Here is a 22726-nt window from a genome sequence, read left to right as displayed (position 1 = left end):
ATCATGAAGGTATTGGTAACCGGCGGCGCCGGTTATATCGGTTCTCACACGGTCGTGGAACTTCTGGAGGCAGGCCACAGGGTGGTAGTGGTCGATAACCTGTGTAACGGCTCCCCGGTTGCCTTGCAACGCGCCGAGGAGATTGCCGGGGCATCCGTGGTGTTCGAGCGCGCGGATATCCGCGACCGCAACGCCATGGATGCGGTATTCGCTCGGCACGATATCGACGCCGTGATCCACTTTGCTGGTCTTAAGGCGGTGGGTGAAAGCGTCGGCAAGCCGCTGACTTACTACGAGAACAACGTACACGGCACGCTGGTGCTATGTCAGGCCATGGAGGCGGCGGGTGTACGGCGTATCGTATTCAGCTCTTCGGCGACGGTTTACGGCAGTGAGGCGCCAGTGCCTTATGTGGAGACCACTCCGCGTGGCGCGACCTCCAATCCCTACGGCACCTCCAAGGCCATGGTGGAAAAACTGCTGGAGGACCTGGTTATCGCGGATGACCGCTGGTCCGTCGTGCTGCTGCGTTATTTCAATCCGATCGGGGCCCATCCTTCCGGACGAATCGGCGAGGATCCGCAGGGTATTCCCAATAACCTGATGCCGTTCATCGCCCAGGTAGCGGTGGGGCGTCGCCACGAGCTGACGATCTTCGGCGACGACTACGAAACGTCAGATGGCACCTGCGAGCGCGATTACCTGCATGTGGTGGACCTGGCCGTCGGCCACCTCAGGGCGCTGAAGGCGGTGAGCCAGCCGGGTGTTTCGGTCTATAACCTCGGCACCGGCCAGGGGTTCTCGGTGCTGGAGATGGTGCGCAGCTTTACCCGGGTGACCGGTGTGGACGTGCCGTATCAACTCGGTGCGCGTCGTGCCGGTGATCTGCCCGCCTTCTGGGCGGACGCCGACAAGGCACGCAGGGAACTGGGCTGGATCGCTGAGAAGACGCTTGATGACATGATGGCGGATACTTGGCGCTGGCAGTCTGGTAATCCTGAAGGCTATGGCCGGTGACGCTGGGGGACGAACGAGTGGGTTGCAGGACTGCTGAACTTTTCCCCCAACGGGTAACGACCTATTGGAGGGGCCCGCGTTATCTCTGGTGGCCAGGTATGATAGCGCTCATTCTCTACGCCTTTTTCGGCATACTCTATTCGGATCTGGGCAGCCCCAGCGGCACGGTAACCGCCGTGCTGGGGCTTGTGGCCGTGCTGGTTTACGGCACGGGGCTAAGGAGCTCGGCGCCATTGTGGTTGCTGCTGGCGGCCGTGCTGGTGCAGCTGTTGTCTTGGCAGCTGGGGGTTCTGCATCATCCACAGTTCATGGAGGACACCCCGAAGCTGGATCGGCTGGCTAAGCTGTTCATCTTCGTCGCCATCGCCTGGTGGCTGGGGGGAAGCTCCCGCAACACGCTGATGGTCTGGTCACTTGCGTTGATGGGCTACCTCATCGCGGCCTTCACTCATGGGGGCGGCATCCAGGAATGGCTGTCCGGCCTGCAGGGGCAGCGGGTCGGATTCGGCATACGCAATCTTCAGCACGGATCGATGCTTTTCGGGGTGGCCTTTCTCGGGCTGGTGGTGTTCGCTCGGCGCCTTTGGAAGCCGGGCTGCCCGCGGCTGGTGTGGCCCGGTCGGGCGGTATGGAGCTTGGCCATCCTGCTGTGTGGCACGGGCATTGTCATCGGGCAGACGCGGGCCGTTTGGCTGGCCTTGATAATAAGCTTGCCCGTGGCGGCTGCCATCTGGCTGGCCGTGTCGGCACGCAGCGGTGAGCTGGCCCGCATGGTGAGGCCACTGCTGATGACGAGCGGCGCCATGCTGGTGGTCGTGGCGTTGGGGCTATACGTCTTCCATGACCTGCTGGTGGAGCGCGTGCTGAACGAGTCCGGGGTGATCGCGCGCCTGCTCGACGGCGACCTGGCGAATATTCCCTACACCAGTATCGGCATTCGTATCAATTCCTGGATCGCCGCCTTCCAGTGGATATTGGAACGGCCGATCGTCGGCTGGGGAGGGGATGCTCGGACCATTATCATCGATCACACCCCCTGGCTACCTGCCTTCGTCAAGGAACAGTTCGGGCACCTGCATAACTTTCTGATCGAGATCTGGGCCGCCTATGGCGTGCTCGGTGTAGCGGTGATCGGGCTGCTGGCCTATTGGATCGGCCGCGGTACCTGGCTGGCCTGGCGCTATGGGGCCATGCCGGGCGATATCGCACTGTTCGGGGCGGCCTTCTTCGTCTATTGGGTGGTGGTCAACCAGTTCGAGTCCTACAACTCCTTCGGCACCGGGGTGTACGTGCACAATCTGGTGGTGGGCGGGCTTGTCACGCATATCTGGGCATGGCAAGCCCAGGCTCGCAACGGCGTCATCCTGTTCCGTTTTGGTAGCCGGGGGCATGAGTGAGAACCCTCGTTGTCGTGCGCTCCCTGAAGATGGGGGGCATGGAGCGGGTCGCGGTCAACCTGGCGAATGCCTTCGACGAGGCGGGCCACGAAAGCCATCTGCTGAGCCTGCGGCGCGTCGATAAGGAGCTGTCGCCGGATCGCATCGGAGTCCAGCGCCACCGCCTCGAGCTGCAGCGCTGGGCGCGGCTCACCGTTCTTGGCCTGTTGCTGGAGCTGGTTGCGCGGCTGGCGTTGAACCCGCTGCTCAAGCGGTCCCTCTATCTGGGAACTGGCATCATGGGGGGCTGGGTGTTTCGGCGCTGGCTGGCGCGATTCGAGCGTCGCCACGGCCGAGTCGATCGCATCGTGTTTCGGGGCGTTGGGACCTTCGAGCTGGTGTGGTCCTTTCGCGACGAGCGAGCCCGCTATGTACTGGAGAACATCCTGCACATGGACGACCGCCTCAGTTGGCGCCGCCGCCTGATGGGCCGCTGCCTGTTGCATCGTCGCCACCTGGTGACCGTGTCCCAAGGCGTGCGCGACAGTGTGCGAGAGGCCGGACGTCGCTGGGGCTTCGTGCCGGCGTCGCTGACGGTGATTCCCAATCCCTGCCCGCTTGAGAGCATTCGTCGTGCCATGCGCGAGCCGGCGGCCGAGATACCCGACGAGCCCTACCTGGTGAACGTGGCGCGGCTGGTGCCTGCCAAGGACCAGGCCCTGCTGCTGCGCGCCTATGCAGCCTCCGGCGTGACCATGCCGCTGGTGCTGGTGGGGGATGGGCAGGAGCGCAGCGCGCTCGAGGCGTTGGCCGCCGAGCTAGGCATCGCCGAACGGGTGCATTTTGCGGGCCAGCAGACGAACCCCTATCCTTGGATGCATCATGCACGATTGTTCGTGCTGAGTTCCCGCTTCGAGGGTATGGGCATCGTGCTGTTCGAGGCGTTGGCCTGCGGTACGCCAGTGTTGAGCGTTGATTGTCCGGGGGGAATTCGGGAGATCCTCAAGGGAGAGCTCGAAGCCGCCATCACGCCCCACTCCGAGGAGGGGCTCGCGCAGGGAATCCACACGGCCGTGCGGGGCGAGAAGCCAGGGATCGATGAGGCCTGGCTGGATGACTTTAGGCCCGACCGTGTGGCCGAGGCGTTCGTCGATTCAGGGAAGACTAATGGTTCGCCATGAGGAAAACAGATGCTACGCCGCGCTCGCCGGCTCCGGTTTCCCTGGCGCCGGCGGGCGATCCCGCCTTCGCGCCGCTGTATGACCCCAAGCTTCGCTGGCGGGTCCGTCAGGCACGCTGGCAGGTCAAGATTCGCGATGCCTGGATCGAACAGGTGGTAGCTCGTCTCGAACGGCGGCTGCTGGCCCACTGGGCGGCTCAGGGAGCAGGCAGCCAGTGGCTGGAAGGCCGGGGGCTGCCGCGCCGTGCGGTGGAGCACTGCCTGGGTGATGCCCTGACGCTTCGGGTAGACCCTCGCCAGTTGATTCGCAGCACCGACTGGCGCGGCTATCCCTACAAGCTGCGCCCCTCGTCGTCGGCCTTCCTGTGGGACGGCGAGTGGGACCTGCGCCGGGGAGATCTGCGCTTCGGCTCTCGGTACCGCCTGATCAGCGACCTCGATACGCATCGCGACGACCTGACTTACACCGAGCGGTTCGCCAGCCTACAGGCCCGGCTGGCCAAGGGGCAGCCCTGGGCCTCTCACCAGCAGGGGGTGCTGCTGGATTCCGAAGAGCGCATCCTGACCTATCTGCGTGCCTACCTGGGGTTTCTCGACCACATGGCCGCCCATGGCTTCGACACGAGCCGAGGCAAGGACGAGCTGGGCGTGGCGGTCAGCCGCGAAGGCCGGCTGATCAAGATCAACCGCGGCCTGCATCGGCTGGCTATGGCGCAGCGGCTGGGGCTGCCTTCGGTGCCGGTACGGGTGATGGCCGTGCATCGCCAGTGGTGGCAGCGCGTCGTTGGCGGCGCACGCGGGCAGGCGGCGCTTGCACGAGTGAGCGATGCACTAGGCGACTGTGTGCCCGAGAGCGACCCTGGCAACCGTGACCCGGCCGCCTGGCCGGATACCTTCGAATGGCCGCAGAGGCGTCATTGGTCGTGATCGATAGCCGGTGAGACCCGCTTGATCGTCATCCACAAGCAGCAGTTTATCTTCATTCACTGTCGGCAAGTGGCGGGTGGCGCTATCAAGACGCCAATGCGGCCTCTGGTGCCGGAGGATCGCGACGATCAGCAGAATGACATGGTGTGCCAGGCCAAGGTGGGGGCTTTTGATGCCTACCTCTTGGTCGACGGTCTGGCGCATATCGATGCCTGTTCCGCCCGCTTCAGCATCGAACCAGGTGATCCCAGGGTTCATCTGAGGGCGGAGTCACGCGCTCAAAGGTACGCGCGCAGCAGGGCCTCTACGTGAGCGCGATATACATCACCCCGTAGTTTGTTCACCGTCAAGGACTTCATGAGAGCCGGCCATTGGTCGGCTCTTTTTCTTGGTAGCCGGCGAATGTGGGTGTCGATCCAGATCAGCCGTTCGTCGGCATCAACCAGCAGGTTGTTGTAGTGCAGATCGCGGTGGACGTAGCCGGCGCGGGCCAGGATCGCGATGTCGTTGCAGAAGCGTTCCAGGAAGCGCCGCCGCCCGGCCTCGTCGAGAGCGTCGAAGACCTCGCCGCCGGGGCGAGCGGCCTGCTTGTGCTCCATCAGCAGCAAGGAGGCGTTGCGGTTGGCCGGATTGAGCGAAAGCCCCCAGCCATGGCAGCGCGGCGTGGCAAGCCCTGTGCGGTGCAGCACGCGCAGGCTGAGGAACTCCTTGCGCGCATCCGACTGTAGCAGCCAGCGCTTTTCCAGGTAGTCACGGGCCAGCCAGTTCAACGGCTCCCGGCGCTTGGCGAACTTGTCGGGCACCACCTTGGCCAGAATGCTGCCGTCCTCGGAGAGGTAGAAGCGGCTGCTGGCCACGGCCTCGAAGGCGGCGGTGGTGGTGGTGCTGGCCAGGCGCAGCCGTGAGGGCAGGCCGTCGGCGTGGAACACCAGGTAACGACGGCGCCGGTCATCGAAGGGGATGTCGAGCAGTTCCACCCTCACAGGGCCTCGAACTGGGGCAGCACCGTTTCCTTGAGAAACTGCTGGTAATGTCGGGGCTCGATGGTCACTGGGTTCTGGTCCATCCGAGCCAGGGCCCGGGCCAGGCCGGCTTCGTCGTCCGGGGCGACCAGAAAGGCTGCCAGTTCCTGGGTGAGGATCTCCCGCGGGCCGCTCGGACAGTCGACGCTGACCACCGGAGTATGGAGCAGCAGGGCCTCGATCAGCACCCGCGGCAGGCCCTCGGCGTCGGAGGTCAGCACCATGGCCTTGGCATGGTGGATGAAGGGATAGGGATTGTGGTGGTAGCCCAGCCACAGCACGCGGTCCTCGAGCCCGAGGGTGGCGATCAGGCGGCGGACCTCGGCCTCGTGCTCGGGCTTGCCCTTGCCCATGATGGCCAGCGGAGTGGTCACGCCGCTCTCGGCGTAGGCACGCAGCAGCCGGTCGTGACGCTTGCGCGGCTCGATCGCTGCTACGCAGAGCAGGTAATCGCCCTCGGGCACCGGGGCGGGCTCCTCGGCCATGGCCACGAAGGGCTCGCGCTCGTAGGGGTTATAGATGGGCACGATACGCTCGGCGGCGAGCCCGACCACGCCTTCCAGGTTTTCCTTCACGCCCTGGGAGACGGCGATGACCTGGCGGTCACGGTAGAAACGCCGGACTTTGTCGAAGGCGCGATCGCGCTGCTGCGAGTCGCTGAACTTGGCCGATACGTCCGACTTGATCCAGAAGTAGAGGTTGGGAAAGTCGAGGTGGCGAGTGATCTTGTCGCAGGAGCAGGAGATCACCACGTCCGGGACCCAGGGCGTCAGCGCGCGCTTGATCCGTGAGGCTTGCCACTTCTCGGTCAGCACCGTGGTGGTCGCCTTGGTGAAGCGGGTGACCACGGCCAGGTTCTCGATCTCCAGGCCTTCAGGCAGGCGATGCTCGATGCGCTCGCGCAGCGTGAAGACCTTGACCGCGTGGCCGCGCTGGCGAAGCTGATCGGCGGTATAGAGCAGCGATTTCTGGGCGCCGCCGCCGTAGAGATCCTCGATGACGAAGGCGAAGCGTTTGCGGGTCATGGTAGCGTCCTGCCAGGGAGTCGGGCATCGGCGACCCTGGGGGCCGCACATCGTGTGAGGTCGAGCACGAAGGTGACGGATTCTACCATGGACGCCAGCCTGGGGCAGGAGGGCGCGCGTCGGACCGGCCCTAGGGTACAATACGCGCCAGCATACCTCCGCTGGGGGCGTACGAGGGAGAGGCAGGAGAGCGCGTCACACCATGAAGCTATTGATCACGGGCATGGCCGGATTCATCGGTCATGCCGTCGCCAAGCGCCTCTCGGGGCTGGGGCACGAGATCGTCGGCATCGACAATCTCAATGACTACTACGATGTCGCGCTCAAGCAAGCGCGGCTGGACGACCTGGCAGGCCGGGAAGACGTGCGCTTCGAGCGGGTCGACCTGGCCGACCGGGAGGTTGTCGCCGGGCTGTTCGCGGCCGAGGGCTTCGAGCGCGTGATTCATCTGGCGGCGCAGCCCGGCGTTCGCTATTCGCTCGAGAATCCCCACGCCTATGCAGACGCCAACCTGGTGGGGCATCTCAATGTGCTGGAAGGGTGCCGCCATGGCCGGGTCGAGCACCTGGTCTATGCCTCCTCGAGCTCGGTCTACGGCACCAACGACAAGGTGCCCTTCGATACCTCGGACAACGTGGACCATCCCATCAGTCTCTACGCGGCCACCAAGAAGGCCAACGAGCTGATGACACATACGTATTCTCACCTCTACGACCTGCCGACCACCGGGCTGAGGTTCTTCACCGTCTATGGCCCCTGGGGCCGGCCCGACATGGCCATGTTCAAGTTTACCCGGGCGGTGCTGGCCGGCGAGCCGATCCAGGTCTACAACCATGGCGATATGTCGCGGGACTTTACCTATATCGACGATATTGTCGAAGGCATCGCACGGATCCTGGACGTGGTACCCGAGCGCCGAGCGTCGGTCGAGGCCGCCTCGCCGGACACCAGCACCGCGCCGTACGCACTCTACAACATCGGCCACGGCAGCCCGGTGGCGTTGATGGACTTCGTGCGGGCGGTGGAAGCTGCCACCGGCCGAGAGGCCATCTGCGACTTCCAGCCCATGCAGCCCGGCGACGTGCCGCGAACCTGGGCGGACACCGACGCCCTGTTTGAGGCGACGGGCTATCGGCCTCGCATCGGAGTGGAGGAAGGCGTGCACCGCTTCGTTGAGTGGTATCGGGAGTATTACAAAGTGTGAGGTTCGAACCTCGCCGCTGGACCTCACAAGGAGTTGCAATGCGAATCACAATCTTCGGCACCGGTTACGTGGGCCTGGTGACCGGCACTTGCCTGGCCGATGTGGGCCACGATGTGCTGTGCATGGACGTCGACGCGGCCAAGATCGCCCGCCTGGAAGCGGGGGAGATCCCGATCTACGAGCCAGGCCTTGAGGACATGGTCAAGGCCAACGTGGCCGAGGGGCGGCTGCGCTTCACCACCGAGCCGGCCGCGGCGGTGGCCTTCGGCACCCTGCAGTTCATCGCCGTGGGCACGCCGCCCGACGAAGACGGCAGCGCCGACCTGCAGTATGTGCTGGCGGTGGCCGAGACCATCGGCCGCCACATGACCGACGAGAAGGTCATCGTCGACAAGTCGACCGTGCCGGTGGGCACCGCCGACCGAGTGCAAGCGGCCGTGGCCGCGGTGCTGGCCGAGCGTGGCGAGACGATCGACTTCGAGGTGTGCTCGAACCCCGAGTTCCTCAAGGAAGGGGCGGCCATCGAGGACTTCAGCCACGGCGCGCGGATCATCGTGGGGACCGAGTCCGAGCGGGTAAAGGCGCTGATGCGCGAATGCTATGCGCCCTATATCCGCCTGCACGACAAGCTGATGTTCATGGACGTGCGAGCGGCCGAGCTGACCAAGTACGCGGCCAACGCCATGCTGGCCACCAAGATCAGCTTCATGAACGAGATCGCCAACCTGGCCGAGCGCCTGGGCGCCGACGTGGAGCAGGTACGTCGCGGCATTGGCTCGGATCCGCGCATCGGCTACCACTTCATCTACCCGGGCTGCGGTTACGGCGGCTCCTGTTTCCCCAAGGACGTGCAGGCCTTGGCCCGCACGGCCAGCGAGGTCGATTATGCGGCCGAGCTGCTGGGAGCGGTGGAGGCGGTCAACCGGCGCCAGAAGCAGACGCTGTTCGCCAAGCTGTCGAAGGCCTTCGACGGCGATCTTCGCGGTCGCACCATCGCCGTGTGGGGATTGGCCTTCAAGCCCAATACCGACGACATGCGCGACGCCCCGAGCCGTACCCTGATGGAGTCGCTGTGGGCGGCCGGAGCCAAGGTGCAGGCCTATGATCCGGAAGCCATGGACGAATGTCGGCGACTTTACGGTGAGCGCGACGACCTGTCGCTGGTCGGTGATCGCACCGAGGCGGTGGAGGGCGCGGATGCCCTGGTGATCTGCACCGAATGGAAGGCGTTTCGCAGCGTGGACTTCGCCTGGCTGAAGTCGCGACTGACGCTGCCGGTGATCGTCGACGGCCGCAATCTCTTCGAACCGGAGGCGGTCAAGGCCGCGGGAATGTTGTACTACGCCGTCGGACGCGGCGATTCGATCGGTGCGACTTACGCCTGATTCCTCTCACCGGGCGATTCCCCATCACCTGGTCTTTTGCCCGCGCCACGCCAGTGAAGATACCTGACCCTTCCGGTGTGGCGAGGTCCTGCGACGGCTGATCCTGATCGCCGGCGGCGGTATCGTTCCCCACTTGCCGCCATGGGCCCGACACAAGCGTGTGACGGGCCAAGATTTTCTCCCCCTAGACTGTCCCGCTCTCCTGCTTGGGCATGGCGCCTGTACTCCGTTTTGGTGGAGGATCTCAGGCTTTCGTTTCCAGATTCGCCATTCTCATTCGTCGACGACGCGTGGCGATATGTCACCCGGTATGGATGAACAGAATCCCTCTGTGAACAACCTGTAACTTCGTAAGCTTTTTGTTAACCGCCCCGTGACGCTGTGTGACCAAAGGGAATACAGAGTCATGAAGTGTGCGGGGCGGTACCAGTCTCGAGTCCAAGTCCAGGGGCGGAAGTCGGACGGCAGCCTCATGGCGGTAGCGTGACAGGAACCCGAAGGAGGCAGGACATGATAACGGCACATGCCCAAGTTCACCGGCCTGACGGCGGTGCCCCGGCGATGCGAAACGTTTTGTTACATGGTGTCGTTGTAGTCATCATGCTGGCGATCGGGGGCTGCGCTTTCTCACCGGGGGGACATATTGATCCGGACACCGCAGGTGACGACCTCGATGCGCGAGTCGACTTGGTGCCGATCACGGTTGGCCTGGTCGATACCATGTCGAACGAATCGTCCATGCAGCAGATGGCCCGACCCGCGTCGGTGGCGTTGACCAGTGCCATGGCGGATTACCAGTACCTGATCGGACCCGGCGATGTGCTCAGCATCATCGTCTACGATCACCCCGAATTGACCATTCCGGCCGGGGCCGAGCGCTCGGCCTCGGAAACGGGTAACCGGGTCCAGCCGGATGGCACCATGTTTTATCCGTACGTGGGGCGCATCCGGGTCGCCGGGCTGACCCTGGAGCAGGCTCGTCGCCAGTTGACGAGCCGCTTGTCGCGGGTAATCACGGATCCGCAGATCGAGGTCAGCGTGGCGGCTTTTCGCTCGCAGAAGGCCTATGTCAGCGGGGCGGTCCAGAATCCGGGCATGGTGCCGATCGATATCGAGCCGCTGACGGTGCTCGATGCCATCAGCGAGGCGGGCGGGGCGCGCCCGGATGCCGACTGGCACAACGTGCTTCTGACCCGCAATGGTCAAGAGCAGCAGCTGTCGCTGTTCGATCTGCTGCGCCGAGGGGATCTGACTCAGAACCGCCTGCTGCGAGACGGGGACATCCTCCACGTGCCCACCGCCGAGAATCAGAACGTCGTGGTACTCGGCCAGGTCAATCGCCCCGGCGCCATCGCTCTGGGTAACGAGCGCATTACCTTGACCGACGCCCTGGCCAGGGCCGGCGGAGTTAATGAGTTTCGCGCTGAACCGTCCGGCATCTTCGTCGTGCGCGGCGATCCCGTCGGTAGCGAGAAACTGGCCACCGTCTACCAGTTGGATATTAGCGATGCCACTCGCCTGATGCTGGGGACCCGCTTCCCGCTGCAGCCGCAGGATGTCATCTATGTGACGGCCGCTCCGCTGGCACGCTGGAACAACGTGATCTCACTGCTGCTGCCGACGCTTTCCCTGCCGGGTGATGTGGGGAGTTCGGCAGAGGGGGCCGGATTGCTCTAGGCACGAGAAGAAGATCAATGGTGACGAGGAAGTCATCAGGGGCCCGGGTAGGTCGACATGCCTGCTCGGGCCCATTGGGCGCTCGGGATAGCGTCTATAGAAGAAGAGCTTGCCCGGAGGGGCTCGACAACAACGATAGGGCAACGCAGGGAATCCGATATGAACCAGTTCGAAGCGCTGGTACGTCTGCCGCGTCGTTATAAGCGTGGCCTGTTACGTCTGGCCGATACCGTCGTCGTCTTCGCCTCCCTGGTGGTGGCCGTGGCACTGGCCGGGCATTGGCAAACGTTGCTGTTGCCGAAGGCCTGGCTGGTGCTGGGTGTGGTGACGGCGACCACGCCACTGATTCTTGGTCCACTCGGCGTGTATCGAGTCGTGTTGCGTTTCATGCATCTAGGCACCCTGGCCGCACTGATCGCCGGCGTGGGACTAATGATGTCATTGCTGCTGGTGTTCGATCTCGCGCTGGGCTGGCCGGTGTCCTGGCAGGTGGCACCGGTATTCGCCATGTTGGCCATCACCGGTATCGGTGGAGTGCGGTGGCTGCTGCGTGAGCTCTACGAACTGAGTCGGCGACCTCAGCGGTGCTCGGTGATCATCTACGGAGCGGGTGTTGCCGGTGGTGAATTGGCGCGAGCTCTCAAGCACGGTGGCCGCTATCGGCCCCGGGCGTTCGTCGACGATTGGAGAGGCCTGCAAGGCTCCTTGGTAGAGGGCTTGCCGGTGTTGCCTCCGGAGGCATTGCAGACCTGGATCGAGCGTCTCGATGTCGAGGTGATTCTGCTGGCCATGCCCAGTGTGGCTCGCTGCCGACGGCGAGAGATTCTCGAGCGGCTCGCCCGGCTGTCGATTCCCGTGCAGACCATTCCCGGGGCCGAGGACCTGGTATCCGGGCGCGCCCGTGTCTCGGACACCTGTGACGTCCAGGTCGAGGACTTGTTGGGGCGCGAACCGGTACCGCCGTTTCCCGAACTGATCCAGGCCAACCTGCGAGACAAGGTGGTGATGGTCACCGGCGCCGGGGGCTCCATCGGGTCGGAGCTATGTCGGCAGGTGAGCGCCCAGCGACCGCGAGCCCTGGTCATGGTGGATAGCTCCGAGTACGCGCTGTATTCGATCGAGCAGGAGCTCAAGCGTCAGCAGCGCGGCATCGAGCTGCACGCGCTGCTGGCCTCGGTGCAGCAGGGCGAACGCATGCGAGAGATCCTGGACAGTTTCCATGTCCAGACCGTGTATCATGCCGCCGCCTACAAGCATGTCCCGATGGTGGAGTGCAATCTGGTCGAGGGCCTGCGCAACAACGTGTTCGGTACCTTGACCCTGGCGCTGGCGGCCATCGAGGCCCGCGTCGAGACCTTCGTCATGGTGTCGACCGACAAGGCGGTGCGTCCCACCAACGTCATGGGAGCGACCAAACGCCTGACCGAACTGATCTGCCAGGCCTTTGCCAACCGTGGCGCTGGGGAAAGTCGGCCTTGTTTCAGCATGGTGCGTTTCGGCAATGTCCTCGGCTCGAGTGGCTCGGTGGTGCCGATATTTCGTCGTCAGATCGAGCGTGGCGGGCCGCTGGAGGTCACCCATCCAGAGATTACTCGCTATTTCATGACCATCCCCGAGGCGGCCCAGTTGGTCATCCAGGCCGGTGCCATGAGTCAGGGTGGTGAAGTCTTCGTGCTCGATATGGGCAAGCCGGTTCGTATCTCTGACCTGGCCGCCAACATGGTCCGTCTTTCCGGGCTGGAAGTACGTGACGATCAACATCCCGATGGCGATATCGAGATCGTCTATACCGGGCTGCGGCCCGGCGAAAAGCTCTATGAGGAGCTGTTGATCGGTGAGGACGTCATCCCGACCCAGCATCCGCGCATCATGACGTCTCGAGAGACCTACTGGGCCTGGGAGGATCTAGAGCCCTATCTCGTCGAACTCCATGGCGCCATGATCGGCTCGCAGCATGGGCGCATCCAGCAGCTACTGCTCCAGGCGCCACTGGGCTATGCGCCGGAGGGAAGTCTGGTGGACCTCGTCTGGCAGGCCAGGCACGCGCGGCCGCCGGTTACCCCGACGGCGACGTCTTCGCCGACATCCAATGCGGTGCTGCTCCAGGAGAGCTTTCGGTCATCCGGCCCGGCGTAGTCGGCGGCCCGACAGGGAGGTATTGCCATGTACCCTCGCGACGCAGCGGGTCGTCCACGAGAACCGCGATGCCTTGTCGCCCGCTGGTATTGCGGGTTCGTCCTGGTGTGGCTCGGGGGATGGGGCGGCGATGGCATGCGTTGTTCGACAGGACGAGTGTCCTACCGCCACTCGGCTGACGCGAGCGCGTCAGGCCGGGGAGGCCGGCAATGATCGGAGCAGGGCCATACCGTTCCGCCTCCGCCGGTGACTCGGAGGAAGGGGTGCCCTTGCTGGCGCTGCGTCCGCTGCAGTGGGAGTGGCGTGAGGCACCGCCACCGCCGGGCGTCGTGCTCGAAGGACATGAGATTGGCCTGACGCCGGAGGCCTGGCGGTATCTTGCCGACAGGCTGACGCCATTGCCTCCCGGCTGGCCGCAAGAGGTGCACGGCGAGCTACAGATCAGTGTCAAGTGCCTGGTACTGGCGGCCGGCATGGGTGCGCCGCCGCGATTCGGCGACGGCGATTGGCTATTGCTGAGCCAACCCGATGAGGTGGCGGATCTATCGGCGTTGCTGCTCAATCCTCATGGCGTGCACTTTCTCAATCATGCCCGACACTCGCGTCGGTCCAGTTGGCATTGGCAGCAGCGCGTTGCCGGCATCCACGCTTTGCTGGAACGCCGAGAGCTGTCTCCCTCGGGCGTGCTGATCGATGCCGGCCTGGTACTGGAACTCTACGGCATACGTCGGGCCCGCGGCATCGTCTTGTTGTCTCTGGAAGACGTGGGGGAATGGGAAACGCCATTTCGGGCCGGCGATGACCTGCTGATCCATCACGGCCAGAGCAAACAGCAATTGATCAATGACCCGCGGTATCACTTGGTGGTGGATGGCCTCAAGTTCATTGCCTTCCACCAGTTGAAATATCTGAAACAGCGCCGCCGTCGCCTCGTTGACCTCAATGATCTGGCCATGATGAGAGCCCTGGAAGAGGGAAGATCATGGCGGCTCTATCTGGGTCGATGGCTCGACGTTGGTCTGGTGTCGGTTTCGATGCTGCAGCATAGCGTGTCGCGTCTCGCGTACCGGGTCGGCCTGAGGGCTGGGCGAGGCGCCTGACGCCATGGCTGGGGCCGGGCTCAGCCGTCAGTGACCGTCGGCCTTCTTCAGGCTCGGCAACGAGGATGGAACCATGCCCCAGTTCTCGCTGGTGATGCCGGTGTACAACAAGGAGGCCGTGCTGGCCTCTACGCTGGCTTGTGTGTATGAGCAGACGCTGCACGATTACGAACTGATCGTCGTCGATGATGGCTCAACCGATGGGTCCCTGGCGCTGTTGGAACGGGAAGCCGAGCTGGGGCGGTTGCGCCTGTTGAAACGGGACGCGCCCGGCCACGGGGGCTATGCCGCTCGCAACCATGGTGCCTTGAGTGCTACAGGCCGCTGGCTGGTCTTCTTCGGTGCCGGGGACATGTTGCTGTTCGATCATCTTTCCCAGTTTGCCGATGCCATCCTGGCCCATCCTCAACTGGAGCTGTTCATCAACGCTTACCAGATGATGGATGATCACCAGCGGTTGCCGAAGGTGGCCGCTCCGGCTCCTGGAGTGTTGAGTCGACAGCAGGCCCTTGCCGCCCTGGCGCGCAGCGATTTCATCCATCTCAACGGTGCCTGCATTCGTCGCGAGCGATTCCAGTCTCTGGGCGGGTTTCCCGATGGCCGCTACCGGCGGGGCGGAGATGCCTACTTCTGGCTGAAGGCACTATGTAGCCTGGATGCCATTCATTACGACGCCACCGTCACCAGTCTTTGCATGGTCCATCGGGCAGAGGGGACTAGCCCTGCCGTCACCCTGCAGACACAGCATCCCTGGCTCGATGTTCGCGATGAGTGCGAAACCATGCTGAATCGTTGCGAGCGTCATTACTTGAGGGCAGCAGTGAATCGCAAGGTGCTGGCCTGGGCAATGGAGAAACGGCGGCTGGGGCAGTCGGTGCGGGGAGACTTGCGCTGCCTGCGGCTCACCGCTCTTCGACCCAGTCACCTCTACCAGGCGCTGAGCCTGTTGACGCCGGTCCCCCTGGCACGGCTCGGCCGGCGTTCATGAACCGGTGGCGTCAGGCGGCGAGCGAGATGCTGTCGGCCGGAGCGGAAGGATGAGTGGCGATCGGTCGCGTACGTTGCGGCGCCTCGGCCATGCATGGCTATACCCTTTGGGGTGGGGCTGGCCTCGCGATCCCAGGCTTTGGGTGTTCGGGGCTTGGCATGGCCGGCGCTATGCCGACAATGCACGCTACCTCTATCGCTACGTTCGCGACCACCACTCCGACCTGCGTGCGGTCTGGCTGGCCGATGACGAGACGGTAATACGCCAGGTGCGTGCCGAGGGCGGGGCGGCGGCCATGGCCTATTCGCGAGCGGGGATACATGCGGCACTTCGCGCCGGAGTATGCCTGGTGACGCACGGGATCGAGGATGCCAATGCCGAGGCGGCCACGGGTGGCTTGCTGGTCAACCTGACTCACGGTACGCCGCTCAAGCGACAGGGGCATGATGTTGTCTCGTCGATGGGGCTGGGCCGGCGACCGGGTCCATGGAGGCGTCTTCCACAGCTGACCGTGGTGGCATCACGCACCGGCCGAGAGCGAATGATGTCGGCATATGGCCTGCCTGCCGCGACGGTGCTGACGCTCGGTTTGCCGCGTTGGGATGGCTTTGCCGAGAACGCTCATGGCCTGCTTCGCCGACTCGGCGTGGAGCCCCGTGACCATGCGGGCATCGTGCTCTATGCGCCGACGGGGCGGCGTCACGGGCAGTGCAGGCTGGACGTGACCCAGGGCGGCAGGCTGGCGGCGTTGGGCGAGTGGCTGCAGCGAGAGCGCCTGATGCTGCTGGTGCGTGATGGCACCTCGCTGAGCTGGGAGGAGCGCGAGGTGCTGATGCGTGATGCGCGGATGCGAGAGATAGCGGTGTCCGCGCTCGGCGATATCCAGCCCTTGCTGCCAGCGGTGGACATGTTGATCACCGACTATTCCAGCCTGATGTTCGATTACGCCTGCCTGGAGCGTCCGATCATCCTGATGGCACCGGATCTCGAGGATTATCTCGAGCATGATGTCGGGCTGTATGGCGATTATCTTGCCGATGCTCCGGGGCCGGTCATCGGCACCTGGGATCAGCTTCCGGTCGCCTGGCGGGACGTCATGGCGGGACGTTACAGCGTCAGATTGGCGCGATTCGCGGCGAGCCATGCGCAGTGGCACGACGGTCAGGCCTGTCCACGAATCGTCGATGCGATCAAGCGTCGGCTAGGACTGCTGCCTGTTTCCGAGCACGCTGGGACGTCGCCCGGAACGGCAACGGGGCGTGGTGCCTCATCGCTTCCCGGGCGGTCGCCCCGCCGTTGATCCGTGATCGCCAGCCGCCCGACGGGTTGACGGGCCATGCGAGGTGCGTCGGGCTCAGCTTGCCTCGAGCACCCGCTCGAGTGCCGCCAGCCGGCCTGGCACCAGGGCGTCTTCCACTGCCGTGATGCGCAGCACGTGGCCAAGCCCCGGATGAGCGGGGCGAGCGATCAGACGGCCGGCATCGAGGAGTTCGGCATGCACTCGGCTCGCCAGATCGGCCGTGGGGAGTCGCACGCCGATGAAATTGGTGGCACTGGGTAGCACGTCGGCGCCCAGTTCGCGGAAGTGGTCGGTCAGACGCTCACGGCGCTGGATCACCGCGTCGATATGGGCCCGGGTCTCCTCGGGATGATCGAGCACCACTTCGGCGGCGGCCTGGGAGAGAGTGGAGACCGCGTAGTGGATGCGTACTTTCATCAGCATCGCCAGCGTCTCGGGCGTGGCGATGGCATAGCCGACCCGCAATCCGGCCAAGCCATGGGCCTTCGAGAGGGTCCGGCAGCGAATCACCCCGGGTAGCACCTCGGCAGAGAAGGCCGAGTCGGCATCGGGGCGGAAGTCGTGGTAAGCCTCGTCGAGCAGCAGCCAGCAGTCTTTCGGCAGCGCGTCGCGCAGTCGCAGGATGGCGTCGTCGTCGTGCAAGTGGCCGCTGGGGTTGTCGGGGTTGGCCAGATAGACCAGACGGGCGTCCTCGGCGTGGGCTGCGGCCGCCAGGGCGTCCAGGTCCGGAGCCAGCCGGTGGGGGCCTTCGTCGTAGTCGATTTCCACCAGGCGGCATCCCTGGGCGCGGGCGAAGTATCCAAAGGTCGGATAGGTGCCGGCCGAGGCGATGGCGGTGACGCCTGGCGCGGCGGTGGCGCGCAGGGCCAGGGCCAGCAGACTGTCGGCTCCGGCGTCCACCAGCAGCGCGTCGAGGGGAATGCCTTGCTGGTCGGCGATGCGCTGTCGGATCCCCAGCGCTTCGGCGTCGCCATAGCAGTAGACGTGTTCAACCATGGCGTCGCCGAAGCGTTGACGTAGCGCCGCGTGGGGCATGTCCAGGCCCTCGTTTGAGCCCAGGCGATGGGGAATCTCTCGGCCCAAGCGGCGTTCCAGCACTTTGATGCCGGGAAAAGGATTGTCGGGGCCCGGGGCGTAGAGGTGATCGGCGAAACGGGGCATGGTGTCTCCGTGGCAAGGGAATCAGCGCAGCGATAGCCAGGCGGCCAGGGCGCACATCAGGGCAAGGAAGGCGCTCAGGCCCAGGCGCGCGACGGGGATGCGTCGATCGCCGCACTGGGTGAGCGTGGGTTGTGTCGGCGAGTAGCGAATGGTCAACGGGCTCCCTGGAGGGGTGCGGGCCAGAAACGCCTCGGCGGCATCGCGAGTGGCAAAGGAGGGAACGTCGTCGAAGCGCCCGTTGTCGGAGCGATACGCGTTCCCCTCCACCTCGAAGCGATAATGCACCCGGGCCAGGAAGCGCTGCGGATGGTCGTCGCGGTCTGCCGGGCGGTGGTGGTCGTCGACCACCTCCACCTCGGTGTGGTCGACGTGGGCACTCGTGGTTGGCCAGGCATTGACGTGGCGGCGTCGGTAGACGCTGTGGGATGCCAGCGCGGCACCGATGCCGCTGGCCAGGGCGATGAGGGGAGCAATGTCGAGCATATCGGGAGTCCCTATGATCCAGTCCCTGCAACGTATCTTCCAGGACATGATGGCGCCTGGTCGATCCCCTGAAAAGGCCGAGCCCACCCGGGCCCTGGCCACGGCCGTGCTGCTGTGCGAGGTGATACGCGCCGACTACCGCCTGGAGGCGTCGGAGCTGAGGAGACTGGAGGCGATACTTGTCGAACGATTCGCGCTGGCCCAGGCCCAGGCGTCGGCGCTGGTTGAGCAGGCGCGAGAGGAGACCGAGAATGCGGTGGATCACCATCGCTTCCTGCGCGCGGTACGCGATGGCTGCGACTATGACGAACGGGTCGAGCTCGTCAGGCTGATGTGGTCGTTGGCGCTGGTGGATGGCGTCAAGGATCCCCTCGAGGAACATCGCATTCGCCGTCTGGCCGAGCTTCTCCATGTCAGCCACGGCGACTTCATTCGCACCAAGCTTGCCGAGGAGGGGCAAGGTCAGGCATCGAACTCGGACTGACGAAGCGTCCCGGGCTAGAATGCAGACTCATGGCTCGACCTTCGTCGAGCCCGAATATTATTCAGGCAAGGGAGATGCAGGATGGCACGTGACATCATCGTTCTGGGTGCGGGCATGGTCGGGGTGTCGGTGGCCTGGCACCTGGCCCGACGGGGGCATGATGTAACCCTGTTGGATCGTCGGGCACCGGGGCGGGAAACTTCCTTCGGTAATGCCGGTATCATCCAGCGCGAGGCGGTTCATCCCTATCCCTTTCCGCGTGACATGTCGACCCTGCTCAGGGTGCTGCCCAATCGTCAGGTCGATATCCGCTACCGTCCCGGAGGCATGCTGCGGGCGGCAGGGCCCCTGCTGCAGTACTGGCACAACTCCGCGCCGAGTCGCTATCGGCGGATCGTGCCGGAATATGCCTCCCTGATCGAGCGCTGCCTGGACGCGCATGCGCCGATGATCGAGGCCGCCGGCGCCGAGGCCCTGGTGCGTCGCGATGGCTGGCTCGAGGTCTATCGCGGCGAGACGGCTCTGGCAGAGCGACTCGCGGATGCCGAGGAGAGCGCCTCGCGTTTCGGGGTTCGCTATCGCGCCCTGGATGCCCAGGCTCTCGCCGAGCTGGAACCGAGTCTATCAGGACGGCTGGCCGGCGCCGTTCACTGGCTGGACCCTTGGACGGTAGCCGATCCCGGTGGCTTGGTGGAGGCCTATGCCCACGCCTTCGAGGCCGAAGGTGGACGCATCGTCCAGGCTGAAGTCGAGGCGTTGGCGTCGCAGTCGGGCGGTTGGCGGATCGACACCTCTGCGGGGCCGTTGTCGGCCGAATCGCTGGTGATGTCGCTCGGACCATGGTCACGTGAATGGCTCGAGCGGTTGGGGCTGTCAGTGCCGCTGTTCGTCAAGCGCGGCTATCACATGCATTACGGGAGTGCCGGCGAGGCTCGCCTGAACCATTGGGTGATGGATGCCGAGGTGGGCTACCTGCTGGCGCCGATGCAGGCGGGCATTCGCTTGACCACCGGCGCCGAACTCGAGCGACTGGAAGCCCCGCCGCATCTTGCCCAACTGGCCGCCGCCGAGTCGCGGGCTCGCCAGCTCTACCCGCTGGGCGAACGGCTCGATGCCGAACCATGGAAGGGCGCGCGCCCCTGCACCCCGGACATGAAACCGGTGATCGGTCCGGTGCCGGGGCAGCGGGGCTTGTGGTGTGCCTTCGGCCATGGCCATCAGGGGTTCACCCTGGGACCGGCCACCGGCGAGCTGCTGGCGCAGATGATCGACGGCGAAGCGCCGTCGATTGCGATGGATCCGTTCCGCGTCGACCGCTTCTAGGCGCAGGAGGGGCGCGGTCCGGTTACTGGCGGGCCGCCCGCTCCCGGGCGCGGCGCTTTTCCTGGATCAGGTGGATCAGCAGCTTCACCGCCAGGGTGATGATGAACACCAGCCAGCCCGCGGTGGCCAGCACGTTGAACAGCAGCATCTTCTGGGTGCCGTTGAGCGGCGTGATCAGGTAGTCGATGAGAATGGCCAACAGGAAGGCCAGGCCGAGGGGGAGCGCGAGAATATGCATCCACATTTCGGTGCGCCGCTTGCGCACGTGGTAGCGGCTGAGCAGCACGCGAATGGGCCGATGCACGAAGCTGATAAGGATCAGGCTGCCGGCGATCAGCAGAGCGGCCAGGGTTGGCTCGATATTGTCGATATACACCGAATAGCTCACCGACCAATAGACCAGCAACCACATCAGGCCGGCCAGGATGGCGACGAGGTCGGCGTAGTGACGTACCTTCGGCATGGTGTCTCCTAGGATGTCTCAGCGCGCATGATACGGCAGATCAGCGTCGGCTGACGAACTTGCGTACCCAGTACCAGCGATTGATCAGCAGCGCGAGGAAGATCAGGCTGCAGCCGGCCAACTGCAGTGGGCTCATCGTTTCGCCGTACCAGGCGGCGGCCAGCAGGGCCGTCCAGACGGCCTCGAGCATCAGTATCACCGCCGCATGGCTCGGCGTGGTCAGCCCCTGGGCGTGAATCTGCAGGAAGAAGCGCAAGGTGCTGGCCAACAATACGCTAGCTGCCAGCCACGCTAACGTGTGGTCGCCCACGCGATTGGGCCACGGCTCGACCAACAGCGAGACGAGGCCCAGCACCAGCCCAACGACGCCGAGCTGCACGGCGGTCAGCGGCAGGGCGGGGATCTGCTTGACGGCGCGCGAATTGGCATTGATCAGCAGCGAGAAGCACAGCGCCGCGGCGGCCATCAGCCATTGCCCGGGCTCCAGGCGAAAGCCGGCGTTCAGCGACAGCAGGGCGAAGCCAAACAGCGCTACCGGTAGGGCGATCCAGGTCGTGCGCGGTGGTCGGTCGCCGAACAGCAGCCGCGCCATGACCGGGACCAGCAGGATGCCCAGGCTGTTGATGAAAGCGCTCTCGCCGAGATGGTGGGAGTGCTGGAGGCCCAGGATCCAGAATCCCAGTGCGGCGCTGAACAGCAGGCCGATGGCCCCAGCGCTGGCGAGATCGTGCGCGGTCAGGCGACGCAGGTCGGGCAGCGCGAAGACGGCGAGCAGAGCGCCTGCGAGCAGGAAGCGCGTGCCGATGAACAGCAGCGGTGGCAGGCCGGCCAGTGCCTCCTTGGAGAAGATCCAGCCGGCGGCGGCCAGCAGGGTCACCAGCAACAGCAGCAGATCGGCGCGCAAAGGGGGCCGCGAGACGGGACGGGCAGGCATGGCACTCCGGAGGTCGGCAAAAGGCGGACTATCTTAGCAGACCAACAAAATCGCGTCCCGCCGGGTAGCCGCATTCCGGTATACTGCCGACATCGCCGGGCCAGCAGGCCCATTTCCGGAATCGCCGAGACAGGATAGATCGTGACCACTCTGACCCTGACCCGCCCCGACGATTGGCATCTCCACCTGCGCGATGGTGCGGTGCTGTCGGCCGTGGTGCCCGCCAGCGCCCGGCAGATGGGCCGCGCCATCATCATGCCTAACCTCAAGCCGCCGGTGACCACCACCGAGCAGGCGCTGGCCTACCGTGAGCGTATCCTGGCCGCGGTGCCGGAAGGGCGCGACTTCGAGCCGCTGATGACGCTCTATCTCACCGATTGCACGACGGCGGACGAGATCGAGCGAGCGCATGCTTCCGGCCTGGTCCAGGCGGTCAAGCTCTATCCCGCCGGCGCGACGACCAATTCCGACTCCGGGGTCACCGACCTGGCGAAATGCGATGCTGCGATCGCCGCCATGGCCCGGCTCGGCATGCCGCTGCTGGTGCATGGCGAGGTCACCGATGCCGAGATCGATATCTTCGACCGCGAGGCGGTGTTCATCGAGCGGGTCATGAAGCCGCTGCTGGAGCGCCACCCCGATCTCAAGGTGGTCTTCGAGCACATCACCACCGCCGATGCCGCCTCCTTCGTGGCCGCGGCGCCCGGCAGCGTGGCGGCCACCATCACCGCCCATCACCTGCTGTTCAACCGCAATCAGATGCTGGTGGGTGGCATCAAGCCTCACTACTACTGCCTGCCGATCCTCAAGCGCGAACGCCATCGCCAGGCGCTGATCGAGGCGGCGACCTCCGGCAGCGGCAAGTTCTTCCTCGGCACCGACAGCGCCCCTCATGCCAAGGGCGACAAGGAGAGCGCCTGCGGCTGCGCCGGCGCCTACACCGCGCCGGCGGCGCTGGAGCTCTATGCCACGGCCTTCGAGGCGGCCGGTGCCCTGGACCGCCTTGAAGGCTTCGCCAGCCATCATGGGCCGGACTTCTATGGCCTGCCCCGCAATGCCGAGACCGTGACCCTGCAGCGCGAGTCCTGGACGCTGCCGGAGACCCTGCCCTACGTGGACGGCCAGGTGATCGTTCCGCTGCAGGCCGGCGAGACCTTGGCTTGGAAGCTGAAGGGGTAAGTTGAAAGAGGGAAGGAGGAAGAGTGATGTGCCCCTGAATTTGTAGACACCTTACCTGCAACCCCGGAGGTAAGGTGCTATGCGCTTGAAAACCCGTCGCCAGTACTCCTTGGAGTTCAAACGCCATGTGGTCCAGCATTCGCTGGAGTCACCCGAATCTGTCGCCCGCGTGGCGAAGCGGTTCGGATTGAACCCGAAGATGCTCTGCCGTTGGAGGCGAGAACTCGTGACCACAGACGACCAACAGCCCAAGAGAGTGCCCAATACGGGTCCCCACAAGAGCCAGCGTGAGCTGGAGCGCGAAAACCGACAGCTCAAAAAGCGTCTCGAGCGGGCCGAGCTGGAAGTGGAAGTGCTAAAAA

22 protein-coding genes are annotated in these 22726 nt (G+C 64.8%); 16 read left to right on the top strand and 6 right to left on the bottom strand.

The genetic code is table 11. The features are described from left to right. Positions 1-3 precede the first annotated feature (3 nt). The 5 genes from galE to ACGTN6_RS19505 are packed head-to-tail and all read left to right on the top strand — an operon-like array spanning position 4 to position 4812. Positions 4-1017, top strand: a complete 1014-nt coding sequence (galE, locus tag ACGTN6_RS19525) for a UDP-glucose 4-epimerase GalE (RefSeq protein WP_394594606.1) — start codon at positions 4-6, stop codon at positions 1015-1017. Then, a complete protein-coding gene (locus ACGTN6_RS19520) occupies positions 1014-2414 on the top strand; it encodes an O-antigen ligase family protein (RefSeq protein WP_394594605.1) in 1401 nt (466 codons plus the stop codon). Before galE ends, ACGTN6_RS19520 begins: the two co-directional genes overlap by 4 nt. Further along, on the top strand, positions 2411-3574 hold the full coding sequence (locus ACGTN6_RS19515; RefSeq protein WP_394594604.1) for a glycosyltransferase: 1164 nt from the start codon (positions 2411-2413) through the stop codon (positions 3572-3574). Before ACGTN6_RS19520 ends, ACGTN6_RS19515 begins: the two co-directional genes overlap by 4 nt. Further along, complete coding sequence (locus ACGTN6_RS19510) at positions 3571-4500, top strand: hypothetical protein (protein ID WP_394594603.1); 930 nt, start codon at positions 3571-3573, stop codon at positions 4498-4500. Before ACGTN6_RS19515 ends, ACGTN6_RS19510 begins: the two co-directional genes overlap by 4 nt. 21 nt (positions 4501-4521) lie before the next feature. Next, positions 4522-4812 carry a hypothetical protein gene (locus ACGTN6_RS19505; RefSeq protein ID WP_394594602.1) on the top strand — a complete coding sequence of 97 codons (291 nt, stop codon included), beginning with the start codon at positions 4522-4524 and terminating at the stop codon, positions 4810-4812. Here the strand turns inward: ACGTN6_RS19505 and ACGTN6_RS19500 are convergent. Together ACGTN6_RS19500 and ACGTN6_RS19495 are read right to left on the bottom strand one after the other, a co-directional pair. Further along, the gene (locus tag ACGTN6_RS19500; RefSeq protein ID WP_394594601.1) at positions 4779-5483 is read right to left on the bottom strand and encodes a lipopolysaccharide kinase InaA family protein; all 705 of its coding nucleotides are present in this window, start codon (positions 5481-5483) and stop codon (positions 4779-4781) included. The two genes, ACGTN6_RS19505 and ACGTN6_RS19500, sit on opposite strands and share 34 nt — an antisense overlap. Beyond that, the gene (locus ACGTN6_RS19495) at positions 5480-6547 is read right to left on the bottom strand and encodes a glycosyltransferase (protein ID WP_394594600.1); all 1068 of its coding nucleotides are present in this window, start codon (positions 6545-6547) and stop codon (positions 5480-5482) included. The genes ACGTN6_RS19500 and ACGTN6_RS19495 overlap by 4 nt, the downstream gene beginning before the upstream one ends. A gap of 202 nt (positions 6548-6749) precedes the next feature. On the opposite strand from ACGTN6_RS19495, the gene ACGTN6_RS19490 reads away from it, so the two are divergent. From ACGTN6_RS19490 to ACGTN6_RS19460, 7 genes are all read left to right on the top strand, one after another. Beyond that, a complete protein-coding gene (locus tag ACGTN6_RS19490) occupies positions 6750-7751 on the top strand; it encodes an NAD-dependent epimerase (RefSeq protein WP_394594599.1) in 1002 nt (333 codons plus the stop codon). A gap of 38 nt (positions 7752-7789) precedes the next feature. Continuing rightward, positions 7790-9136, top strand: a complete 1347-nt coding sequence (locus ACGTN6_RS19485) for a UDP-glucose dehydrogenase family protein (protein WP_394594598.1) — start codon at positions 7790-7792, stop codon at positions 9134-9136. A gap of 561 nt (positions 9137-9697) precedes the next feature. Continuing rightward, on the top strand, positions 9698-10813 hold the full coding sequence (locus ACGTN6_RS19480; protein ID WP_394594611.1) for a polysaccharide export protein: 1116 nt from the start codon (positions 9698-9700) through the stop codon (positions 10811-10813). A gap of 159 nt (positions 10814-10972) precedes the next feature. Continuing rightward, positions 10973-12949: a polysaccharide biosynthesis protein gene (locus ACGTN6_RS19475; protein ID WP_394594597.1), complete on the top strand. Its 1977-nt coding sequence runs from the start codon at positions 10973-10975 to the stop codon at positions 12947-12949. Between the two features lie 209 nt (positions 12950-13158). After that, positions 13159-14049, top strand: a complete 891-nt coding sequence (locus tag ACGTN6_RS19470) for a hypothetical protein (RefSeq protein WP_394594596.1) — start codon at positions 13159-13161, stop codon at positions 14047-14049. Between the two features lie 73 nt (positions 14050-14122). Beyond that, positions 14123-15037, top strand: coding sequence for a glycosyltransferase family A protein (locus tag ACGTN6_RS19465; RefSeq protein WP_394594595.1), 915 nt, complete (start codon positions 14123-14125; stop codon positions 15035-15037). A gap of 49 nt (positions 15038-15086) precedes the next feature. After that, positions 15087-16337 (top strand): CDP-glycerol glycerophosphotransferase family protein, encoded by a 1251-nt coding sequence (locus ACGTN6_RS19460; protein ID WP_394594594.1) that lies wholly within the window; start codon positions 15087-15089, stop codon positions 16335-16337. Between the two features lie 54 nt (positions 16338-16391). Here ACGTN6_RS19460 and ACGTN6_RS19455 read toward each other — a convergent pair whose 3' ends face one another. Together ACGTN6_RS19455 and ACGTN6_RS19450 are read right to left on the bottom strand one after the other, a co-directional pair. Continuing rightward, positions 16392-17498, bottom strand: a complete 1107-nt coding sequence (locus ACGTN6_RS19455) for a pyridoxal phosphate-dependent aminotransferase (RefSeq protein ID WP_394594593.1) — start codon at positions 17496-17498, stop codon at positions 16392-16394. A 21-nt stretch (positions 17499-17519) separates the two neighbouring features. Next, on the bottom strand, positions 17520-17981 hold the full coding sequence (locus tag ACGTN6_RS19450) for a DUF3592 domain-containing protein (RefSeq protein WP_394594592.1): 462 nt from the start codon (positions 17979-17981) through the stop codon (positions 17520-17522). A gap of 13 nt (positions 17982-17994) precedes the next feature. On the opposite strand from ACGTN6_RS19450, the gene ACGTN6_RS19445 reads away from it, so the two are divergent. Next, positions 17995-18465, top strand: a complete 471-nt coding sequence (locus ACGTN6_RS19445) for a tellurite resistance TerB family protein (RefSeq protein WP_394594591.1) — start codon at positions 17995-17997, stop codon at positions 18463-18465. Positions 18466-18546: 81 nt separating this feature from the next. Beyond that, positions 18547-19788, top strand: a complete 1242-nt coding sequence (locus ACGTN6_RS19440) for an NAD(P)/FAD-dependent oxidoreductase (RefSeq protein ID WP_394594590.1) — start codon at positions 18547-18549, stop codon at positions 19786-19788. Between the two features lie 22 nt (positions 19789-19810). Here the strand turns inward: ACGTN6_RS19440 and ACGTN6_RS19435 are convergent, their stop codons facing one another. Beyond that, the gene (locus tag ACGTN6_RS19435; RefSeq protein WP_394594589.1) at positions 19811-20251 is read right to left on the bottom strand and encodes a hypothetical protein; all 441 of its coding nucleotides are present in this window, start codon (positions 20249-20251) and stop codon (positions 19811-19813) included. 40 nt (positions 20252-20291) lie between these two features. After that, entirely contained in the window at positions 20292-21185 is an 894-nt protein-coding gene (locus ACGTN6_RS19430) for a DMT family transporter (RefSeq protein WP_394594588.1), read from the bottom strand. A 141-nt stretch (positions 21186-21326) separates the two neighbouring features. Here ACGTN6_RS19430 and pyrC point away from each other — a divergent pair, with 141 nt between their 5' ends. Together pyrC and ACGTN6_RS19420 are read left to right on the top strand one after the other, a co-directional pair. Next, the gene (pyrC, locus tag ACGTN6_RS19425; RefSeq protein ID WP_394594587.1) at positions 21327-22364 is read left to right on the top strand and encodes a dihydroorotase; all 1038 of its coding nucleotides are present in this window, start codon (positions 21327-21329) and stop codon (positions 22362-22364) included. A gap of 85 nt (positions 22365-22449) precedes the next feature. Continuing rightward, a partial coding sequence (locus ACGTN6_RS19420; RefSeq protein ID WP_394594586.1) for a transposase occupies positions 22450-22726 on the top strand: 277 nt, incomplete at its 3' end.

Source organism: Halomonas sp. B23F22_20, from assembly GCF_043496985.1.
Lineage (GTDB): Bacteria > Pseudomonadota > Gammaproteobacteria > Pseudomonadales > Halomonadaceae > Halomonas.
The sequence above is the reverse complement of the archived record's forward strand: the minus strand, read 5'-3'. Positions and strand labels throughout refer to the sequence as shown.